The organism is Pseudomonas sp. UBA5568 (assembly GCF_002425525.1).
Classification (GTDB): Bacteria; Pseudomonadota; Gammaproteobacteria; order Pseudomonadales; family Pseudomonadaceae; genus Aquipseudomonas; species Aquipseudomonas fulva.
This window is the reverse complement of sequence record NZ_DIMK01000033.1, coordinates 58,951-78,760: the sequence shown is the minus strand read 5'-3', so window position 1 is coordinate 78,760 and position 19,810 is coordinate 58,951. Positions and strand designations below refer to the sequence as shown.

Genomic DNA, 19,810 nt, shown 5'->3' with positions numbered 1-19,810 from the left:
CAACAGCAACAGCAACAGCAGAGTAGGGCGGAGTGAGTGGCTTGGCAAGATCTTTGGAAGTTACCAAGGTTGCCAGGTTGCACTCACTCAATATTGAAAATGATTGATTGAAACACTGGGCGCAGTATTAAACCCTGTAGCAGATTACTGGAAATCCACCGATGCCCACACCCGTCGCACGCGTACAACCCCCGGGTATATGTAGTCTGAAGTCCGATTCACCGATTGCTCGGTACGCGATGTGCTGAGCTCTGAGGGAGGGCCACCTCTGTCTGCACACGATCAGGCAGAAACTCCCCTCGAACCCCACCTCCGTCATCCGCTTTGTTGCGCAATCGGTAAAACACCGTTGCATCTAAGACTAAGGTCGTCTGGTTGCCGTCCAACAGCCGCATAAAGTAAGGACGTGGGTTACATTCCCTCTCTGTGCTGCTAGGACAAAAACAATGAACGACAGCATTTACCTCTCGATACAAAACAGCCCCCGTTTCAAGGAGCTGGTCAGCAAGCGCGAACGGTTCGCCTGGATACTCTCGGCGATCATGCTCGGCCTGTACTGCGCTTTCATCCTTCTGATCGCCTACGGTCCCCAGATACTGGGCGCCAAGATCAGCCCTGAGTCATCGATCACCTGGGGCATTCCCCTGGGCGTCGGGCTGATCATCTCGGCATTTGTCCTGACCGCCATCTACGTGCGCCGAGCCAACGGCGAATTCGATGAGCTGAACAAGGCCATCCTGAAGGAGGCGCAACAATGATTCGTCATGCCAAGACACTGGCCGTTCTGGCCTGCGGCGTCTTCGCACCCGCCGTGTGGGCTGCCGATGCCCTGACCGGCGAGGTGCAGAAACAACCGCTGAACGTTTCTGCCATCGCCATGTTCGTGGCGTTCGTGGCTTTCACCCTGGGCATCACCTACTGGGCCTCCAAGCGCAACAAATCCGCCTCGGACTACTACGCTGCCGGTGGTCGCATCACCGGGTTCCAGAACGGCTTGGCCATCGCCGGGGACTACATGTCGGCAGCCTCGTTCCTGGGTATTTCCGCACTGGTGTTCACCTCCGGCTACGATGGCCTGATCTACTCCATCGGTTTCCTGGTAGGCTGGCCGATCATCCTCTTCCTGATCGCCGAGCGCCTGCGCAACCTGGGCAAGTACACCTTCGCCGATGTGGCCTCCTATCGCCTGGGGCAAAAGCAGATCCGCACCCTGTCGGCCTCAGGCTCGCTGGTGGTGGTGGCCTTCTACCTGATTGCGCAGATGGTCGGTGCAGGCAAGTTGATCGAACTGCTGTTCGGCCTGGACTACCACGTGGCCGTGATCCTGGTCGGTATCCTGATGTGCCTGTACGTGCTGTTCGGCGGCATGCTGGCCACCACCTGGGTACAGATCATCAAGGCGGTGCTGTTACTGTCGGGTGCAAGCTTCATGGCGCTGATGGTGATGAAGCACGTGGGCTTTGACTTCAACACCCTGTTCTCCGAAGCCATCAAGGTGCATGCCAAGGGCGAGGCCATCATGAGCCCCGGCGGTCTGGTCAAAGACCCCATCTCGGCCTTCTCGCTGGGCCTGGCCTTGATGTTCGGTACGGCTGGCCTGCCACACATCCTGATGCGCTTCTTCACCGTCAGCGATGCCAAGGAAGCCCGCAAGAGCGTGCTCTATGCCACAGGTTTCATCGGTTACTTCTACATCCTGACCTTCATCATCGGCTTCGGCGCCATCCTGTTGGTCAGCACCAACCCGGACTTCAAGGACGCCGCCGGCGCCTTGCTGGGCGGTAACAACATGGCCGCCGTGCACTTGGCCAATGCCGTAGGCGGAAGTGTGTTCCTGGGCTTCATCTCGGCCGTGGCCTTCGCCACCATCCTGGCGGTTGTGGCAGGCTTGACCCTGGCGGGTGCCTCGGCGGTGTCCCATGACCTGTACGCCAGCGTGTGGCGCAAGGGCAAGGCCAACGACAAGGACGAAATCCGCGTCTCGAAGATCACCACCGTAGCACTGGGCGTCCTGGCCATTGGCCTGGGCATCCTGTTCGAGAAACAGAACATCGCCTTCATGGTGGGCCTGGCCTTCTCCATTGCGGCCAGCTGCAACTTCCCCGTACTGCTGCTCTCGATGTACTGGAAGAAGTTGACCACCCGTGGCGCCATGATTGGCGGCTGGCTTGGCCTGATCAGCGCGGTGACGCTGATGGTGCTCGGCCCGACCATCTGGGTGCAGATCCTTGGTCACGAGAAAGCGATCTACCCTTACGAGTACCCGGCCTTGTTCTCGATGCTGATTGCCTTCGTGGGTATCTGGTTCTTCTCGATCACCGACAAGTCCACGGCTGCCGAAAACGAGCGGGCGCTGTTCTTCCCGCAGTTCGTACGCTCGCAGACTGGCCTGGGCGCTTCAGGGGCGGTATCGCACTGATTCGCAGGCATGAAAAAACCGCGCCTCGGCGCGGTTTTTTTTGCTGCACTAAATCATGCCGAGTAACAGCAACACCAGCAAGATCACCAGCACCACACCGACGATGCCGGACGGGCCATAACCCCAGCTGCGCGAGTGCGGGAACACTGGCAAGCCGCCAATCAACAGGAGGATCAGGATGATGATGAGAATCGTGGTCATGGAGGAGTCCTTGCGTGGTTGAGGGTCAAGGGCCCAGGTTGCCGGCCTCTTGTAACTAATGACCGGCGCCGCTTGTGAAAGATTCCATCGGCGTGTTGGTCATCGCCCCGTCTTTGTGCGCAGCGGGCGGTTCATGGCCGCTCATTCACTTGCCTGATAAGCACCCGTTCTGGGCATAGGCTTGATTAGACTGGGGCCACAACCTCTGAAAAAGGCAGTCGCCATGCACAAGCGCATCATGATCACGGGCGCAGGCTCCGGGCTGGGCCGCGAAATTGCCCTGCGTTGGGCGCGCGAAGGCTGGCGCCTGGCGTTGGCCGACATCAGTGAGGCTGGGCTGCGTCAGACACTGGAAATGGTGCGTGCCGCAGGCAGCGACGGGTTCGTACAACGGTGCGATGTACGTGACTACAGCCAGCTCACCGCGCTGGCCCAGGCCTGCGAGGAGCACTTCGGCGGCATCGATATCATCGTCAATAACGCCGGCGTGGCATCAGGCGGGTTCTTCGACGAGTTGTCGCTCGAAGACTGGGACTGGCAGATTTCGGTAAACCTCATGGGCGTGGTCAAAGGCTGCAAGGCTTTTCTGCCGCTGCTTGAGCGTAGCAAAGGGCGCATCGTCAACATCGCCTCCATGGCAGCGCTCATGCAGGGCCCCGGCATGAGCAACTACAACGTCGCCAAGGCGGGGGTGCTGGCGCTCTCGGAAAGCCTGCTGGTGGAGCTGCGCCAACTGGGGGTGGGTGTGCACGTGGTCTGCCCGTCATTTTTCCAGACCAATCTGCTGGACTCCTTCCGTGGGCCGGACCCGGCCATGAAAGCGCAGGTCGGCAAGCTGCTGGAAGGCTCGCCCATCAGTGCCAGCGATATCGCCGACTGCATCTACCGCCAGGTGGCTGACGGGCAGTTCCTGATCCTGCCCCACGAAGCGGGCCGTCAGGCCTGGGCGTTGAAATGCCAGGCACCTGAGCGGCTGTACGATGAAATGGCCGACATGGCAGTGAAGATGCGTGCGAAGGCCCGAGCCCGTTAAGGCGTAGGGTGGATCCGTAAGAAAGGTTACCTAGGCGTGTCGGGTCTTTCTGAATGAGGGTGGAAGTATTGAGTAGCCAAATGGCTACGCTGCACGCTCCGGTTTTCCCTTTCGCTGGAGGACCGGAACATGTTGGTAATAGGACGCGAAGTGGGCGAGGTCATCGTGATCGGCGATGACATCCGAATCATGGTGGTAGAGACCCGGGACGGGGTGGTGCGCTTCGGTGTCGATGCACCCAGGGAAGTGCCGGTGCACCGCGCCGAGGTCTACAGGCGCATCAAGGAAACGCAATGTGCCAGGGCGCGCAGGGCGAACAAGGCTTCATGAGGCCGACTGGCGTCGACGCGCACGGGCATCATTCCAGCAGTTCGCGGGGCACGTCGTGCTTGGCCAGCAGCTGGCACTGCTGGCTTTCCGGATCGAACAGGATGAACGCCTGCCCCTTGGATAGCGCTTGGCGAACCCTCAGCACACGGGTTTCCAACGGTGTGTCATCGCCATTGTCGGTGCCGTCGCGGGTGACGAAGTCCTCGATCAGGCGGGTGAGGGTGTCGGCTTGCAGGTGTTCGTAGGGTATCAGCATGGGTAACGTGTCTGAATGAGTTGTAGGCATCCTACGCGATTTCGATGGCGCAGGGACCGCCCGCCAGGCGGTCCCGCGCGTTCCGTCAGGTCTTCTGACCAACCAGGCTGTCCACCGCGGGCACGCGAGTGTCGCTCTCCATCTGCGCATCGTGCTCGAGTTGGTGACTGAAGCGCTCCAGGGACGCATTGGCCGGCTGCGAGTCGCTGGCGAACACGGGCGGGCTCAACAGGTAAGCCGACAACAGCTGGCTCAACGCGGCCAGGCTGTCGATGTGCGTGCGCTCATAGCCATGGGTGGCATCGCAGCCGAAGGCGACCAGCGCCGTGCGGATGTCGTGGCCTGCGGTCACCGCAGAGTGGGCATCGCTGAAGTAGTAGCGGAACAGGTCGCGGCGTACCGGCAATTCCTGTTCGCCTGCAAGTTTGAGCAAGTGCCGGGACAAGTGGTAGTCGTACGGCCCGGACGAATCCTGCATGGCCACGCTGACGGCGTGCTCACTGGAGGCTTGGCCGGGGGCGACCGGGGCGATATCGATCCCGACGAACTCGCTGACATCCCAGGGCAGGGCGCCGGCGGCACCCGAGCCGGTTTCTTCGGTGATGGTGAACAGCGGGTGGCAATCGATCAGCGGCTGACGGCCGCTTTCCACCACGGCTTTCAAGGCCGCCAGCAAGGCGGCGACCCCGGCCTTGTCATCCAGATGACGGGCGCTGATGTGACCGCTGTCGGTGAACTCGGGCAGCGGATCGAAGGCCACGAAGTCGCCAATCCCCACGCCCAACGCCTCGCAATCGGCACGGGTGGCGCAGTAAGCGTCCAGGCGCACTTCTACATGGTCCCAACTGATGGGCATCTGGTCGATGGCGGTATTGAAGGCATGCCCACTGGCCATCAGCGGCAGTACGCTGCCACGAAATACGCCCGTATCGGTGAACACGCTGACGCGGCTGCCTTCGGCGAAGCGGCTGGACCAGCAGCCCACCGGCGCCAGGGCCAGGCGACCGTTGTCCTGCACCTGGCGCACGCTGGCGCCAATGGTGTCCAAGTGTGCGGAGACGGCGCGGTCCGGGGAGCTTTGACGCCCTTTGAGGGTGGCGCGAATAGTGCCGCGTCGAGTCAGCTCGTAGGGAATGCCCAGCTCGTCCAGGCGCTCGGCCACGTAGCGCACGATGGTATCGGTGAAGCCTGTAGGGCTGGGGATGGCGAGCATCTCCAGCAAGACACGCTTGAGGTACTCGAGATCGGGTTCGGGATGTCGTTCGGACATGTCCAGGCCTCCGGTCGGTTGAAAAATCGTTGGATGATCCGGTCGTAACAGTCGAGCGGGAGCGGCGCTGGCGCCGGGCTCCCGTCGAAGCGGAGCATGGGTGTATCAGGCCAGCGGCCTGCTATGGGGGAACAACAAGTCGATGAAGCGCTCTGCCGTGGGTTGTGGCTCGTGATTGGCCAGGCCTGCGCGCTCGTTGGCTTCGATGATGACGTAGTCGGGTTCGCTGGCATCCTTGACCATGAAATCAAGGCCCACCACGGGTATCTCCAGTGCCCGCGCTGCACGAATGGCCGCATCGGCGAGTGTAGGGTGAAGGCGTGCCGTGACATCCTCGAGCGTGCCGCCGGTGTGCAGGTTGGCGGTGCGCCGCACGGCCAGCTGGCGACCTGCGGGCAACACATCCTCGAACCCAAAGCCGGCCGCGGCCAGCGTGCGCTCGGTTTCATCGTCCACCGGGATCTTGCTTTCGCCCCCGGTGGCCGCTTGGCGGCGCCGGCTTTGTGCGTCGATCAGTTCGCGGATGCTGTGCGTACCATCGCCCATCACCTGCGCCGGGTGGCGAATCGCGGCCGCGACCACTTCATAGCCGATGACCACGATGCGCAAGTCATGCCCGGCATGGAAGCTTTCCAACAGCACGCGGCTGTCGAACTGACGGGCGTGTTCGACCGCACGCGTGACGTCTTCGAGGGTAGTGAGGTTGACCGCTACGCCCTGGCCCTGTTCGCCATCCACGGGTTTGACCACGACCGCGCCGTGGTCCTCGAGGAACGCCAGGTTGTCATCGGCGTTACCGGCCAATTGCTGCGCCGGCACAAGCAGACCTGCGGTGTGCAGGGCGTGTTGGGTCAGGCGCTTGTCCTGGCACAAGGTCATGGTCACGGCGCTGGTCAGGTCGCTGAGCGACTCCCGGCAGCGTACACGGCGACCGCCCAGGCTCAGGGTGAAGAGCCCGGCAGCCGCGTCGCACACCTGCACCTCGATACCCCGGCGCAGGGCCTCATCGACGATGATCCGCGCATAGGGGTTGAGGTCAGCCTGTGGCCCAGGGCCCAGGAACAGGCGTTCGTTGATGACGTTCTTGCGCTTGACGGCGAACGTGGGCAGGTTGCGAAAGCCCAGTTTTTCGTACAGGCGCTTGGCCTGGCGGTTGTCATGCAACACCGACAGGTCCAGATAGGCAAGGCCGCGGCTCATGAAGTGCTCGATCAGATGACGCACCAGTACTTCACCCACCCCGGGGCGGGTGCAGTGCGGATCGACGGCCAGGCACCACAGGCTGCTACCGTGTTCCGGGTCGTCGAAGGCCTTGGCGTGGTTCAAGCCCATGACACTGCCGATGATCGCGCCACTGTCTTCGTCCTCGGCCAGCCAGTACACCGGCCCACCCAGGTGGCGCGGGGTGAGCAGCTCCGGGTCGACGGGCAGCATGCCGCGTGCCTGGTAGAGCGTGTTGATGGCTTGCCAGTCACTGGGGTTTTGCGCACGGCGCACGCGAAACCCGCGAAATACCCGTTGCGCCGGGCGATAGTCGGTGAACCACAGGCGCAGGGTGTCCGAGGGGTCCAGGAACAGTTGCTGCGGCGCGTGTGCCAGCACCTGCTGGGGCGCTGCCACGTACAGGGCGATGTCGCGTTCGCCGCGGCATTCGCCCAACAGGTCTTCGGCTAGCTTGGCCGGGTCGGCATAGGTATGCCCGATCAGTAGTCGTCCCCAGCCACAGTGCAGGGCACGTGGCTGATCGTGAGGCTCGCTGCCATCGCCCGCAAGGCGTGCCTGCAGGCGCTCGTAAGAGGGCGCCTGGCCGCGCAGCAGGCGCTGGCCATAGGCCGTTTCGTGGGCTTTCATGGGTTCAGAGTCCTTGTTCGGTCAGCCACAGGTTCAGCGCCGCCAACTGCCACAGTTTGGAACCGCGCAGGGGGGTGAGCTGGCCGTGCGGGTTGCTTAGCAGACGGTCGATCATGGCCGGATTGAACAGGCCGCGGTCCTGGCTGGGGTCGGTCAGCAGGTCGCGGACCCAACCCAGGGTGGCGCCTTCGAGGTGCTTGAGGCCAGGCACCGGGAAGTAACCCTTCTTGCGGTCGATGACCTCGTGCGGAATCACTCGGCGCGCCGCCTCCTTGAGCACCTGCTTGCCGCCGTCGGGCAGCTTGAAGCGTGCCGGAATGCGGGCCGACAGTTCTGCCAGGCGGTAGTCCAGGAACGGCGTACGGGCTTCCAGCCCCCAGGCCATGGTCATGTTGTCAACGCGCTTGACCGGGTCGTCCACCAGCATCACCGTGCTGTCCAGGCGCAGGGCCTTGTCCACGGCGGCGTCGGCGCCAGGGCGGGCGAAGTGTTCACGGACGAAGTCGCCAGCGGCATCGTTCTCCAGCTGCCAGGCCGGCTGCACGGTGTCACGGTATTCGGCATGGCTGCGGTCGAAGAACGCTTCGCGGTACGCCGCGAATGCATCGTTGGCGCCATCGACCTGCGGGTACCAGTGGTAGCCGGCAAACAGCTCGTCGGCTCCCTGGCCGCTCTGCACGCCCTTGCAGTGCTTGGCCACTTCCCGCGACAGCAGGTAGAAGGCGATGCAGTCGTGGCTGACCATCGGCTCGCTCATGGCGCGGAACGCCGCGGGCAGCTGGTCGATGATCTCGTGCTCGGCAATGCGCAGTTGGTGGTGGCGGGTACCGTAGTGCTTGGCGATCAGGTCCGAGTACTGGAATTCGTCTCCGCGCTCGCCGCCTGCATCCTCGAAACCGATGGAGAAGGTCGACAGGTCATCCACACCCACTTCGCGCAGCAGGCCGACCAGCAGGCTGGAATCGACACCGCCGGAGAGCAGCACGCCCACGTCGACGGCGGCGCGCTGGCGGATGGCAACCGCATCGCGGGTGGCGTCCAGTACGCGTGTGGTCCAATCCTCGAGGGTCAGGTCACGCTCATCCGGGTTGGGGCCGTACTGGAGTTGCCACCAGGTGCTGCGCTCGACTTCGCCGTGGCGGTCGATGCGCATCCAGGTCCCGGGTTCGAGCTTCTGCACGTTGGCCAACAGCGTGCGCGGTGCCGGGACCACGGCATGGAAATTCAGGTAATGGTTCAGCGCCACCGGGTCGAGCATCGGGTCGATGTCGCCCCCTTTGAGCAGCGCCGGCAAGGTGGAGGCAAAGCGCAGGCGCTCGCCGTTGCGCGAGAGGTACAGGGGCTTTACGCCCAGGCGGTCGCGGGCCAGGAACAGGCGCTGACTGTCGCGCTCCCAGATAGCCAGGGCGAACATGCCGTTGAGCTTGGGCAGCAACGCCTCGCCCCAGGCGTGGTACCCCTTGAGCAGCACTTCCGTGTCACCGTCGGACCAGAAGGTATAGCCCAGGTCCAGCAGTTCCTGGCGCAGTTCAGGGAAGTTGTAGATGGCGCCGTTGAAGGCCAGTGACAGGCCTAACGTGCTGTCCTGCATGGGCTGGGCGGAGCCGTCGGACAGGTCCATGATTTTCAGGCGACGGTGGCCGAGGGCGATCGGCCCCTGGCTGTGAAAGCCCCACGCATCCGGGCCACGTGGCGCCAGGTGATGAGTGATTCGCTCAACGGCAGCCAGGTCGGCTGGGCGAGGGGCTTGACCGAGGGGGGTGAAACGCAATTCTCCAGCTAGTCCGCACATGTAACGTAAACCCTTTGAGTTTCGGCACTCATGGCGTCACTGGCTTTTCACTCGTACCCCATTTGTACCGCCTCCAAACGCCAGGGCTGATCAAGCCCCGCCCAATCGTGAGGGGGGTGATCCACCTGGCGCATGCAGAGCAGCACCTGCACGCTGTGCCCGAGTTGCGCGGCGATGAATGCCGGGTTCATGCCGGCCACCAGGCACATGGTCGCGTACGTGTGGCGCGTGTCGTACAGCCTGCGGTGCCTGATACCAAGCGTACGCAAAGCTGCCAGCCAGTAACGTTGTTGACTCGCTTCGGGGCGTATGAACAGCGCCGAACGGTCGTCTGTCCCACTGGGCGCGAACACGTCATCTGAACGCGCCTCGGTGAGCGGTCTGGGTTTTTCGAGGGCATGCAAGGCCCGATCGTTCAATAAAACTTTACGTGGGCGTCTGGTTTTGGTGCGATTTTCGGTGATTCCTCGTCGCTGAAGTCCGCCTCTGTGGGTCGACGTCCAGCATCGATCCATCGCGTTCAAACCCAGTGCTACGCCTACCTGAGCGCGCCTTCGCACGCTCGGATGAAGCCCGCCAGGCGGGGGGCGTTAATCTTCGCAATGCCGTTCGTCGACGCTTGGCGGCGGCTAATCCTCCACACGGGATGTTGACCCAGGACGATTTTGGTGGTCATCTGCGCGCCTGTTTCAGGTGCCCCCTGCCGCCGTGCATGGGGTGAAACGGGAAGCCGGTTCGTCGCCCCAGGGTGATCAGTCCGGCGCTGCCCCCGCAACGGTATGCGAGCGATGCTTTCGACAGACCACTGTGCCACAGGCATGGGAAGGTGACGGCATCATGACCCTCGCGAGCCCGGAGACCGGCCTGAAGCCTTGTTTGGCAAACCCGCGGTGGGCGGGCGCAGGCCGGTTTCCGTGGGCGCGTGCGCCTGCGCGTTCCCCATGCGTTGTTCCCTCCGGGATTCTTTCATTCCTGCTGCAAAAGGAAAGATATGTCCCGCTTTAGTGTTTTTCATACCCCTCAAGGGGCGTTGCTGGGTGCGAGCCTGGTGCCCTGTGTGTGCATGGCCGTACCGATTCAGGCAGCCGAAGACGGCCTTGCACTGGCATTGCCCGCCACGGCCATCACCGGCACTGCCGAGCAGAACCCTCCCATGGACTTGCACACCCCTGGCACCAGCGGTTCGCGCCTGCACCTCACGCCCTTGGAAACGCCAGCCAGCGTCACCAGCATCAGCGCCGAGCACATCAGTGGACGCAACAACGCCACGGTGCAGGAAGCAGTGACCCGCACCCCCGGCATCACCTTCATCGGCACGCCTGGCAACGGTGGCACTGCGCTTTCGGCCCGTGGCTTCACCGGGCACAGTTCGACCATGCAGCTGTATGACGGCACCCGCCTGTACGTGGGTGCTGGCACCGTCACGTTTCCCGTGGACACCTGGGCCGTGGACCGCATCGACGTACTGCGCGGCCCGGCTTCGGTGTTGTACGGGGAGGGCGCCACCGGTGCGGTGATCAACGTGGTGCCCAAGAAGCCCTTCGACGGCGAGGTTCGCAATCATGTCCGCCTGGGCTACGGTTCCCATGATCGCCGGCAGTTGGCGTTGGACAGCGGCGGTTCGCTGACCGATACCCTGAGCTATCGCTTGAACCTCAATAAACTGGACAGCAATGGCTGGGTCGACCGTGGTGAGTCAGCCAGCGTTGCTGTCAGCGGTTCATTGCGCTGGCAGCCGAACGACGATTTCAGCATCACCCTCAGCCATGACTACGGTGACCAGGACCCGCAGCAGTATTTCGGTACGCCGCTGGTCAATGGGCATTACCGTGAGTCGCTGCGTGACCACAACTACAACGTGGCCAATGCCGAGGTGCATTACAACGATCAGTCCACTCGCCTGGTCACGGACTGGGTGATCACCGACAACCTGACCGCCAGCAATCAGCTGTACTTCCTCAAGGCCCAGCGCCGGTGGCGAAATGCCGAAAGCTACACCTGGCTGCCTGGCGACCAGGTGCAGCGCAGCAGTTTCATCAGCATCAAGCAGACCCAAGAGCAGATCGGGGATCGCCAGTCGTTCACCCTGCAGCACGCGTTGTTCGGCCTGGACAGCCAGACCGTTGTTGGCGCCGACTACAATGCGATCCGCTTCGTGCGCAAACATGATTTCGGCAATACCTTTACCGACACCGTGCCACTGTCGGGCTCGGGCGGCGGTGACTACATCAGCACTGACCCCTATCGCTCGCGCGAAGCCAACCAGGCACGGCAATTCTCACTGTTCGCCGAAAACCGCACGCAACTCACCGAGCGTCTGTCGCTGATCACCGGTGTGCGGCGTGATCAGGTGCATCTGAACCGTGACGATCTGGACACCGATACCCGCTCGGACCGCAGCCTGAGTGGCGACAACTGGCGGGCAGGCCTGGTGTTCGCGCTGACCGAGGACCTCTCGGTCTATGGTCAGTACGCCACCAGCACCGAGGGCGTGAGCAACCTGCTGACGCTCAGTACAGCGCAACAAAGCTGGGACCTGAGTACCGCCAAACAGACCGAAGTCGGTGTCAAACAGATGCTCCCCGATGGCCGTGGCGAGTGGACGCTTGCGGCCTACCACATCGTCAAGAAAAAGCTCTTGAGCAGCGACCCGCTCAACCCTGTCCTTCAGCAACAGGTCGGCCAGCAATCCTCGGACGGCATCGAGGCCACCTTGGCGTTGCGCCTGCCCTACGATGTGCAGCTTTCGGCCAACGCCGCCTGGGTGCGCGCGGAGTACGACGAGTTTGCCAGTGGCACCAGCAACTACAGCGGCAATCGGCCGGTCGATGTGCCCCGGCGATCGGCCAACCTGTGGTTGAGCAAGGACTTTGGTCGGTTGCTCAGTGCCGGGGCGGGTGCGCGGTATGTGGACAGCCGCTATGGGGACAATGCCAACACCGTGCAGGTGCCGAGCTACACCGTGGTCGACGCCAACGTTGACTGGCACGTGCAGCCGGACCTGACCTTGGGCTTGCAGCTCAACAACCTGTTCGATCGCCAGTACGCGACCACCACCGGCAACAATGGGCGCCAGTGGTACCTGGGCGAGCCAAGGTCATTTTTCGTCACGGCGGATTACCGCTTCTGACCTGTTGCACCGGCCTTCGGGCCGGTGCTTGCTGGAGTGAATCCGATGACTCGACTGAGTATCGAGGGCCTGCACTGGGCAGTGCCCGAGGCGGGGCGCAGGGTGCGCCAGATCCTGCAAGGCGTGGACCTGCATGTGGACGACGGTGAGTGCGTAGGGCTTATCGGCCCTAACGGCAGTGGCAAGACCAGCCTGCTACGTTGCGCCTATCGCGCCACGCCACCCACCGCAGGCAGCGTCAGCTTGAGCGGTGCCGATATCTGGCAACGCAGCCCGCGCTGGTGTGCGCAGCGTATCGCGGTGGTGCTTCAGGAGTTTCCTGGCGAGTTTGGATTGAGTGTTGCCGAAGTGGTGGCCATGGGGCGCACGCCACACAAGGCGCTGTTTGATGGCGACTCGCCCGAGGACCGGCAAAGGGTTGCTCACACGCTCGTGCTGGTTGGGCTGGCAGGTTATGACGAGCGCACGTTCGCTTCGCTATCCGGGGGCGAGAAGCAGCGTGTGCTACTGGCCCGGGCACTGGTCCAGGCCCCTGAACTGCTGATTCTCGACGAGCCAACCAACCACCTCGACCCGCGTTACCAGCTTGGGCTTTTGCAGCACTTGCGCAGCCTGGGGCTGAGCACGCTGGCGAGCTTCCACGACCTCAATCTGGCGGCGGCATTCTGCGACCGCCTGTACGTCATCGACGCTGGCCGAATCCGTGTCAGTGGCACGCCCCAGCAGGTGCTGACCGGTGAACTGATTCAGGAGGTGTTTGGTGTCCAGGCGCTGGTCGACCTTCATCCGCTGCACCCTTACCCCCGCATTACCTGGATAACCCAACCATGAACGCTCGCTTTCTGATCGCCCTGATAACGCTCTTGTTTGCGCTGCCTGCCGTGGCCAGCGAGTACCCGCTGAACGTGCGCAGTTGTGAGCGCTTGGTGACGTTCAACAAGGCTCCCCAGCGGGTGGTGGTGCACGATGTGAACATGACCGCCATGCTGCTGCACCTGGGGCTGCGAGACAGCATCATCGGCTACACGGGGTTCACCCGAAGTAAACACCGTGACCCATGGATTGACGCTGCGCTGGAGGGCATACCGCAACTGGCCAGTCGGTATCCTTCCATTGAAACGCTGCTGGCAGTCGATACCGACCTGTTTTTCGCCGGCTGGAACTATGGCATGCACGTAGGAGGGCCGGTCACCCCCGCGACGCTGGCACCCTTTGGGGTCCCGGTCTACGAGTTGAGCGAGTCCTGCTCTTGGGTCATGTCCGGCCAACGTGCGAGTTTCGATGACGTTTACCGCGACTTGGACAACCTGGGGCGCGTATTCGATCACCCGCGTCAGGCCCAAGCGCTGGTCCACCAGATGCGCCAGCGAATCGCCACGGTGCAAGCGCGGGTAGGGCAGGCGCAACACCGACCACGGGTCTTTTTGTACGACAGCGGCGAAGATCGTCCGATGACATCGGGGCGTCTGGGCATGCCGCAGGCACTGATCGACGCAGCCGGTGGCGTGAACGTGATGGACGAGGTGGCTGCCAGTTGGACCCAGGTCAATTGGGAAAGCATGGTAGAGCGCGACCCTGATGTGATCCTGATCGTCGACTATGGCCCAAGGACCTGGCAGCAGAAACGTGATTTTCTGATGCAGCAGCCTGCGTTGAAAGAGATACGGGCCATTCGCGAGCAGCGCTTCTTACCCCTGACCTACCTGCAGGTCACCCCCTCGGTGGAGAACGTCGAGGCGGTGGAGAACATTGCCCGCGCCCTGCACCCCGAGCTGTTCGCAGCGGGGGCACCGTGACCTTGGCGCGCAGTCCGGTGCGTTATGGTTGGCTGATCGTGATGCTGGTCATCCTGCTGGTGTCGTCATCGGTCGTGTCGCTGGCATTTGGCCCGGCATCGGTGCCCTTGACCCACGTCATCGGGATCGTCGCGCAGCAATTGGGCATCGACTGGGGGCCTGCGCTCAGCAAGAGCCAGGTGCACATCGTCTGGCTCATCCGTGCCCCGCGTGTGCTGTTGGGCGCACTGGTCGGGGCAGGGCTTGCCTTGGTGGGCACAGCCCTGCAGTCCGTCACCCGAAACCCCCTGGCAGATCCGCATTTGCTGGGCGTCAGCGCCGGCGCGGCGTTGGGCGCGGTGCTGGTGATGCTCTATGTCGGGGACTTCGTCGGTGTACTCAGCCTGCCGCTGGCTGCGTTCGCGGGGGCAATAGGGAGCATGCTGCTGGTGATCGGCGTGGCGCGTCGCAGTGGGCGCCTGGAAAGCGATCGCCTGCTGTTGGCGGGGGTCGCGGTGTCCTTCGTACTCATGGCCGTGGTCAACGTGCTGCTCTATACCGGTGACCAGCACGCTGCGGCGTCGGTGGTGTTCTGGATGCTGGGTGGGCTGGGGGCTGCCCGTTGGGAGGTCATCTGGCTGCCGGCACTGTGCGTGCTGCTTGGGCTGTGTGCCCTACAGGTGATGGGGCGCGGCCTGAATGCACTGATGAGTGGAGAGCAGACCGCGATCAGCCTGGGCGTCTGCGGCCGGCGCCTGCGCCTTCAGGTGTTCATCTGCACGTCCTTGTTGACCGGGGTGCTGGTCTCGCTGTCGGGCGCCATCGGTTTCGTTGGCCTGATGGTGCCCCACGTAGCGCGCCTGCTGGTGGGGGCGGACAATCGGCGGCTAATGCCGGTCAGTGCGCTACTGGGTGGGGTGTTTCTGGTGTGGGTGGATGTGGCTGCCCGTACCCTGATCGCACCGCAGGACCTGCCGATCGGCATTGCGACCGCAGCACTGGGCGGGGTGTTCTTCATGCTGTTGCTCAAGCGGTGACGCCACGGCAAGCCACCCTGGGGGGCTTGCCGTGGCCTGCATCAGAAGTCCAGGGTGAGCCCTGCATACAGCGCACGGCCGTCGCCCGGGGAGTGCAGTGACGCATCTGCCCCATCCGGGTCGTACCAGACGTACTCGAAGTAGCGGTTGGTCAGGTTCTTCAACTGCAAGTCCACGCTCATGGTTTCGCTGAGCTTGTAGGTTGCACCGAGGTTCATCAGTACGTAGCCGCCATACGTACCTTGGGTGTTCTCCCGCTCCAGGTAGTAGTGGGTCTGCCCGTTCGCCCAGGCAGTCAGCTGCAGCGCGGGCGTGGCCTGGTAGCTGATGCCGGTGTTCCACAGATGGTTGGGCACGTGATCGATTTCCTGGCCTTTGCTGCCTGGTAACGCGCTGCTGGGCTCAAGGATCTTGGAGTACTGCCACGAGTACGACATCCATACCTCGGTGCGCTCGTCCGGGTGGAGGTTGACCTGCAGGTCGTAGCCCCAACGGCGTGTCTCACCGACATTGTCTGACTCCCCGCTGAGGTCGTTCAGGCGCCGGCTCACTTCGCCAGAGGCATCCTGACGCCAGTAGGCCACGCGGCCATCGACCCAGCTGGCCGGGGTGAACTTGATGCCGGTTTCCCAGCCTTCGTTGATCGAAGGGGCCAGGTCCTCGTTGCGCGGCGGCACCTTGTACGCTGCGGCGCCGGTCCCGACCTGGAAGGTGCGGCCCCAGTTGGCATAAACGCTGGCGAACTTCCATGGCGAATAGACAATGCTGAGCTTGGGCTGTTTGATCAGCCCGTAGTCGTTGATGTCGTAGCCCTGCCCGGTCATCTTGTTGGTGAAGTCACCACTGATCTTGTCCACCCGGTAGGCCGGCACGATCTTCAACGATTCGAACGGCTCGATCTGCGCCTGCACGTAGGCACCGACCGTGTTGAAGTCGAAGTCCTGGTCGCGTGTCTGCGCCTGGCGTACACGCTCCACGGTGCGGTAGCGCTCGCTGCGGTTCTGTTGCTTCTGCACATCGCTGCCACCTTCCAGCGCAAAGGCGTGCAGCCAGTCCACCTGGGGTCGCCAGGTCAGCGAGGTGATGGCGCCGTACTGGTCCTCGTAGGTGTCGCGCTCCTGCTGTGAACTCGTGCGCCAGTACTGGGTCCAGCGACGGTCGTCATAGGTATTGAGGTAGGTCTTGGCCGACCAGGACAGGGTCTCGGCCAGGTCGGCGTCCAGGTGCACACTGACCTGATTCATTCGCCGCGTGCCTTTGTCCGTGGCGTTGTAGTCATTACTCATGCGCGGATGATGGCGGGCGTCATCCTCGGTCAGGTAGCCGGCCTCCTGAGCTTCTGACTCGTAGTGGCGGGCGATCAGGCCAAGGCGGTAGCTGCCATCGTCAGGGGTATAGAACCACTTGCCGCCGAAACTGTAGCGTTCGGTGTCGGCATGATCGCGGTAACCGTCGACCTGCTGGCGGGCGAAGAAGTAGTTCTGCGTCCAGTTGCTGGTCTCGATGCCTTTGGCCAGTTGCACCTCGCGGGTGTTGAAACTGCCGTAGCGCAGGCGCGCCTTGTTGTAGTTGCCGCCAGTGCGGGTGTTGATATTGACGTTTCCGGCGATGTTGTTCAGGCCATAGCGCGGGTCGCTGGTGCCGCGCACCACGTCGATGCTGTCGATGTCCATGGGGAACACCGCGTCGATGAAGGGCATGTTGCCGTCATTGGTGTTGCTGGGGATCCCATCGATCAGCAACTTGACCGCATTCACTTCGCCTTCGCCATTGAAGCCGCGAAACGACAGCTTGCCCGAGGTAGTGCCTTGGTTGAACTCGGTGAGCATCACCCCCGGTGCCCGGCGCAACAGCTCCCAGCTGTAGGCCACTGGCATTTTTTCGAGGATGTCACCGCCTAGAATATCCACCGAACTGAGCACGCTGCGGGTGGCCAGCGGGCCGCTTTCGGTACTGGTCACGCTGACCGCACCGAGGGTCATTATCGAGTTCTCGGCAGAGCGTGTTTCGGCAACGGCCGATGACAAGGGGCTAAGGCTGTAAACAGCGAGCACGGGCAGGACGGCGCGTGCGGTATGACGAAACGCAGACATGAAGTGTTTCCTGGAGACAGTCGAGCAGCGCTGCGCGCCGCATGGTGCGGGGCAGCATTGGGTAAGCGGCGACGGGTCAGGCCAGGGGGGAGGCGCGGGGGTTGAGTTTGGGCCACTGCTCACGCGGCAACGGCAGCTTGTGGCTGTCGCCGATCAGCAGTGCGTCGGGCCAGTAGCGGGGGAACAGGTGGCGATAGTAATCGCTGGCCATCAAGGCATGCCCGGCATGGCCACAGCAGCAGTCACCGACCTGGTGTTTCATTTCCGGCTGATCGTCAAGCTGCGGCAGTTCGGCCTTGAGCTGGGCCAGCAGTGACTTGGGCAGGCTTTGCGCACCGTGCAGGCTGCAGAAGCTGCCCAGGATCAGCGATTGGCTGTCGATGCTGGGGGATTGCAAGGCGCGGTCGAGCGGCATCGCCAGCAGGTTGAACAGCACGGCAATGGCTGCAAGCAAACACACAAGTGAGCGTGCACGTACGGTCATCCGACCCCCAGGCGAACAAGGCCCGTATTAAGCCTTATTCGCGCTCGGGGATGAAAGGTCGCAGCTGCGCCCTATTGTCGCAGGGCGCCTGCCTGGACGAGGCACCTGCTATCTGCCCCGAACCAGCCGGCGCAGTGCAAAGCGGTTGGGGTGGCAGGCTTCGGCGACCGTTCGCGGTACCGGCAGCGGCTCGCCGCTGACCCAGGCCGCCACCAGCTCACCGCTGAGCGGCGCGGTGATCAAACCCCGTGAGCCGTGGCCGCTGTTGACGTACAGGCCCTCGAGCCAAGGGCATGCCACCTGCGGCACTTGTCGTGCGTCCCGGGCAAGGGCTGCATAGGCCTGGGCGAAGGCAGGGTCGTCGGCCAACGGCCCAACAATAGGCAGGTAGTCCGGGCTGGTGCACCGGAAAGCGGCGCGGCCTTCAAGCGCCTGCACATTGAACCCCGTTGCGCCAAGGCGGCGGGACAGGTCAGGAGAAATTTCGTCCAGCAGCGCCAGGTTGCCCTCATGCTCGGCCGCCGTGGGGGTCAGGTCAGTGCTGTGGAAATCGAAGCTGGCGCCCAGGGTGTGTTCGCCGCATCGCGCAGGCGCTACATAGCCTTGCGCGCAGACCACGGTGCCCAGCCCTTGGCTCTGGGGTGTTGCGGGTAGCCGGGTGATCTGCCCACGGATGCGCTTGAGCGGCAAGCCGGCACAGGGCTCGAGCCGTTTGACCTCGGCAGCACTGGCCAGAACCATCACTGGCGCGTCGGCCAGCAACTGATCACCGGCCCAGGCCTGCCACCGCCCAGCGACCTTGTGCAGCGACAGAACCTCTTGGTGCGGGACCAGGCGGATGTTCGGATGCTCAAGCTGTTGGCGGCACAGCGCCGGTGGATGCACCCAGCCGCCTTCGGGATAGAACAGCCCACCTGCCGGTAGGGTGATGCCGGCAACGGCCTGGGCCTGGTCCTTGGTCAATGCGTGTACCAGCCCGGGCTCGAAGGCCTGCACCAGCTTGTCCTGGCGCGCCGCCTCCTTGTCGTCGAAGGCCAGTTGCAGGACGCCGCAGGCGTCCCAGTCTTCGCCGCGCTGAAGGTGCTCAAGCTGACGGCGGGTGTAGCCGAAACCGGCGAGAATCATTCGGGACAAGGCCGTGCCGTGCGCCGATAGCTTGAGGTACAGCACCCCCTGCGGGTTGCCGGACGCTTCCTGCGCCGCTGCCGCATGCCGCTCCAGTACCGTGACCTGCCAGCCTCGACGGGCCAGGCTTGCCGCCGTGCAGCTGCCGGCCAGCCCTGCACCCACCACCACGGCCTGACGCGGCCCATCACCTGAAGGCGGTCGGGCGTACCAAGGTGCTGTCGGGGCAGGGGGTGGGCCCACATACGCCCCGCTCATTACTTCCCACTTCTTGCCGATGCCAGGCACCTTCTTCATGGCAAAACCCGCCTCCACGAGGCTGCGGCGTACCCAGCCGGTGGTGGTGAACGTACCCAGCACGGTACCGGGGTGGGACAGCCGCGCCAGTTGCGCGAACAGTGCCGGGGTCCACATGTCGGGGTTCTTGGCAGGGGCAAAGCCATCGAGGAACCAGACATCGACCTGGGCGTCGAGCTCTGGCAATTGCTCGAGCACATCACCAATCAGCAGGGTGAGGGTGACGCGCCCACCTTCGAAGGTGAATTGCTGATACCCCGGGTGCACTGCCACGTATTGCGCCAGCAAAGGCTGGCTGTAAGCGGCAAGCTCTGGCCACAGGCTGATGGCACGGGCCAGGTCATCGCGGTCCAGGGGGAATTTCTCGACGCTGACGAAATGAAGCCGGGCGTCTGCGTGGGCATGTTGCGCGAACAGTTGCCAGGCGCAGTAGAAATTCATGCCGGTGCCAAAGCCCGTCTCGCCGATGACCACGCAGGCATGGGGCGCCATTGCAGTGAAACGTTCCGCCAGGCGGGTCTGTCCGAGAAACACATGGCGGGTTTCATCGATGCCTTCGTTGACGGCGAAGTACACGTCATCGTAATGCCGCGAATGAGGGCGGCCCTGTTCGTCCCAGTCGATCTGGGCGTGCTGGAGAGGGGGAGATACGGTCATGGCGGGTGCGCAGCGACAAGCGACTGAAGAAGTGGCGATAGTCGCATGGCTGGGGCTTTC

17 protein-coding genes and 1 riboswitch are annotated in these 19,810 nt (G+C 63.2%); of the genes, 8 read left to right on the top strand and 9 right to left on the bottom strand.

Features of this window, described 5'->3' with window-relative positions; translation table 11 throughout:
- Nucleotides 1-446 precede the first annotated feature (446 nt).
- Entirely contained in the window at nt 447-758 is a 312-nt protein-coding gene (locus B2S33_RS11125) for a DUF485 domain-containing protein (RefSeq protein WP_023533810.1), read from the top strand.
- Nucleotides 755-2,419 carry a cation acetate symporter gene (locus tag B2S33_RS11120; RefSeq protein WP_027915845.1) on the top strand — a complete coding sequence of 555 codons (1,665 nt, stop codon included), beginning with the start codon at nt 755-757 and terminating at the stop codon, nt 2,417-2,419. Before B2S33_RS11125 ends, B2S33_RS11120 begins: the two co-directional genes overlap by 4 nt.
- Nucleotides 2,420-2,467: 48 nt before the next feature.
- Here B2S33_RS11120 and B2S33_RS11115 read toward each other — a convergent pair whose 3' ends face one another.
- Nucleotides 2,468-2,620: a DUF3309 family protein gene (locus B2S33_RS11115; protein ID WP_012271016.1), complete on the bottom strand. Its 153-nt coding sequence runs from the start codon at nt 2,618-2,620 to the stop codon at nt 2,468-2,470.
- A 223-nt stretch (nt 2,621-2,843) separates the two neighbouring features.
- On the opposite strand from B2S33_RS11115, the gene B2S33_RS11110 reads away from it, so the two are divergent.
- Both B2S33_RS11110 and csrA read left to right on the top strand, forming a co-directional pair.
- Complete coding sequence (locus B2S33_RS11110) at nt 2,844-3,653, top strand: SDR family oxidoreductase (RefSeq protein WP_049695599.1); 810 nt, start codon at nt 2,844-2,846, stop codon at nt 3,651-3,653.
- A gap of 129 nt (nt 3,654-3,782) precedes the next feature.
- Complete coding sequence (gene csrA / locus B2S33_RS11105) at nt 3,783-3,983, top strand: carbon storage regulator CsrA (protein WP_028688055.1); 201 nt, start codon at nt 3,783-3,785, stop codon at nt 3,981-3,983.
- 28 nt (nt 3,984-4,011) lie between these two features.
- Here the strand turns inward: csrA and B2S33_RS11100 are convergent, their stop codons facing one another.
- From B2S33_RS11100 to B2S33_RS11080, 5 genes are all read right to left on the bottom strand, one after another.
- Complete coding sequence (locus B2S33_RS11100) at nt 4,012-4,239, bottom strand: YheU family protein (protein ID WP_027915848.1); 228 nt, start codon at nt 4,237-4,239, stop codon at nt 4,012-4,014.
- 85 nt (nt 4,240-4,324) lie between these two features.
- On the bottom strand, nt 4,325-5,509 hold the full coding sequence (locus tag B2S33_RS11095; protein ID WP_023533809.1) for an osmoprotectant NAGGN system M42 family peptidase: 1,185 nt from the start codon (nt 5,507-5,509) through the stop codon (nt 4,325-4,327).
- Nucleotides 5,510-5,614: 105 nt separating this feature from the next.
- Entirely contained in the window at nt 5,615-7,360 is a 1,746-nt protein-coding gene (gene ngg, locus B2S33_RS11090) for an N-acetylglutaminylglutamine synthetase (protein ID WP_027915849.1), read from the bottom strand.
- 4 nt (nt 7,361-7,364) lie between these two features.
- A complete protein-coding gene (locus B2S33_RS11085) occupies nt 7,365-9,152 on the bottom strand; it encodes an N-acetylglutaminylglutamine amidotransferase (protein ID WP_027915850.1) in 1,788 nt (595 codons plus the stop codon).
- Between the two features lie 47 nt (nt 9,153-9,199).
- Nucleotides 9,200-9,556, bottom strand: a complete 357-nt coding sequence (locus tag B2S33_RS11080; protein ID WP_230395987.1) for an integrase — start codon at nt 9,554-9,556, stop codon at nt 9,200-9,202.
- 270 nt (nt 9,557-9,826) lie between these two features.
- Nucleotides 9,827-10,034, top strand: a riboswitch (cobalamin riboswitch).
- 109 nt (nt 10,035-10,143) lie between these two features.
- On the opposite strand from B2S33_RS11080, the gene B2S33_RS11075 reads away from it, so the two are divergent.
- The 4 genes from B2S33_RS11075 to B2S33_RS11060 are packed head-to-tail and all read left to right on the top strand — an operon-like array spanning nt 10,144 to nt 15,094.
- Nucleotides 10,144-12,282 carry a TonB-dependent receptor gene (locus B2S33_RS11075; RefSeq protein ID WP_414707711.1) on the top strand — a complete coding sequence of 713 codons (2,139 nt, stop codon included), beginning with the start codon at nt 10,144-10,146 and terminating at the stop codon, nt 12,280-12,282.
- 45 nt (nt 12,283-12,327) lie between these two features.
- Nucleotides 12,328-13,113, top strand: coding sequence for an ABC transporter ATP-binding protein (locus B2S33_RS11070; RefSeq protein WP_181073748.1), 786 nt, complete (start codon nt 12,328-12,330; stop codon nt 13,111-13,113).
- Nucleotides 13,110-14,078 carry an ABC transporter substrate-binding protein gene (locus B2S33_RS11065; protein ID WP_197874284.1) on the top strand — a complete coding sequence of 323 codons (969 nt, stop codon included), beginning with the start codon at nt 13,110-13,112 and terminating at the stop codon, nt 14,076-14,078. Before B2S33_RS11070 ends, B2S33_RS11065 begins: the two co-directional genes overlap by 4 nt.
- The gene (locus B2S33_RS11060; protein ID WP_242809736.1) at nt 14,075-15,094 is read left to right on the top strand and encodes a FecCD family ABC transporter permease; all 1,020 of its coding nucleotides are present in this window, start codon (nt 14,075-14,077) and stop codon (nt 15,092-15,094) included. The genes B2S33_RS11065 and B2S33_RS11060 overlap by 4 nt, the downstream gene beginning before the upstream one ends.
- A 41-nt stretch (nt 15,095-15,135) precedes the next feature.
- Here the strand turns inward: B2S33_RS11060 and B2S33_RS11055 are convergent, their stop codons facing one another.
- From B2S33_RS11055 to mnmC, 3 genes are all read right to left on the bottom strand, one after another.
- A complete protein-coding gene (locus tag B2S33_RS11055) occupies nt 15,136-17,187 on the bottom strand; it encodes a TonB-dependent receptor (RefSeq protein WP_288650274.1) in 2,052 nt (683 codons plus the stop codon).
- A gap of 76 nt (nt 17,188-17,263) precedes the next feature.
- Complete coding sequence (locus B2S33_RS11050; protein WP_111475159.1) at nt 17,264-17,671, bottom strand: DUF2946 family protein; 408 nt, start codon at nt 17,669-17,671, stop codon at nt 17,264-17,266.
- Between the two features lie 108 nt (nt 17,672-17,779).
- Nucleotides 17,780-19,750 carry a bifunctional tRNA (5-methylaminomethyl-2-thiouridine)(34)-methyltransferase MnmD/FAD-dependent 5-carboxymethylaminomethyl-2-thiouridine(34) oxidoreductase MnmC gene (gene mnmC / locus B2S33_RS11045; protein WP_196110108.1) on the bottom strand — a complete coding sequence of 657 codons (1,971 nt, stop codon included), beginning with the start codon at nt 19,748-19,750 and terminating at the stop codon, nt 17,780-17,782.
- Nucleotides 19,751-19,810: the final 60 nt, after the last annotated feature.

Bases quoted from the DNA above. Each gene is read 5' to 3' on its own strand.
- B2S33_RS11050 (WP_111475159.1), bottom strand. From the start codon at position 17,671: ATGACCGTACGTGCACGCTCACTTGTGTGTTTGCTTGCAGCCATTGCC.
- B2S33_RS11120 (WP_027915845.1), top strand. From the start codon at position 755: ATGATTCGTCATGCCAAGACACTGGCCGTTCTGGCCTGCGGCGTCTTC.
- mnmC (WP_196110108.1), bottom strand. From the start codon at position 19,750: ATGACCGTATCTCCCCCTCTCCAGCACGCCCAGATCGACTGGGACGAA.
- B2S33_RS11095 (WP_023533809.1), bottom strand. From the start codon at position 5,509: ATGTCCGAACGACATCCCGAACCCGATCTCGAGTACCTCAAGCGTGTC.
- B2S33_RS11115 (WP_012271016.1), bottom strand. From the start codon at position 2,620: ATGACCACGATTCTCATCATCATCCTGATCCTCCTGTTGATTGGCGGC.
- B2S33_RS11070 (WP_181073748.1), top strand. From the start codon at position 12,328: ATGACTCGACTGAGTATCGAGGGCCTGCACTGGGCAGTGCCCGAGGCG.
- B2S33_RS11075 (WP_414707711.1), top strand. From the start codon at position 10,144: ATGTCCCGCTTTAGTGTTTTTCATACCCCTCAAGGGGCGTTGCTGGGT.
- B2S33_RS11100 (WP_027915848.1), bottom strand. From the start codon at position 4,239: ATGCTGATACCCTACGAACACCTGCAAGCCGACACCCTCACCCGCCTG.
- B2S33_RS11110 (WP_049695599.1), top strand. From the start codon at position 2,844: ATGCACAAGCGCATCATGATCACGGGCGCAGGCTCCGGGCTGGGCCGC.
- ngg (WP_027915849.1), bottom strand. From the start codon at position 7,360: ATGAAAGCCCACGAAACGGCCTATGGCCAGCGCCTGCTGCGCGGCCAG.
- B2S33_RS11065 (WP_197874284.1), top strand. From the start codon at position 13,110: ATGAACGCTCGCTTTCTGATCGCCCTGATAACGCTCTTGTTTGCGCTG.
- B2S33_RS11055 (WP_288650274.1), bottom strand. From the start codon at position 17,187: ATGTCTGCGTTTCGTCATACCGCACGCGCCGTCCTGCCCGTGCTCGCT.
- B2S33_RS11085 (WP_027915850.1), bottom strand. From the start codon at position 9,152: ATGTGCGGACTAGCTGGAGAATTGCGTTTCACCCCCCTCGGTCAAGCC.
- csrA (WP_028688055.1), top strand. From the start codon at position 3,783: ATGTTGGTAATAGGACGCGAAGTGGGCGAGGTCATCGTGATCGGCGAT.
- B2S33_RS11125 (WP_023533810.1), top strand. From the start codon at position 447: ATGAACGACAGCATTTACCTCTCGATACAAAACAGCCCCCGTTTCAAG.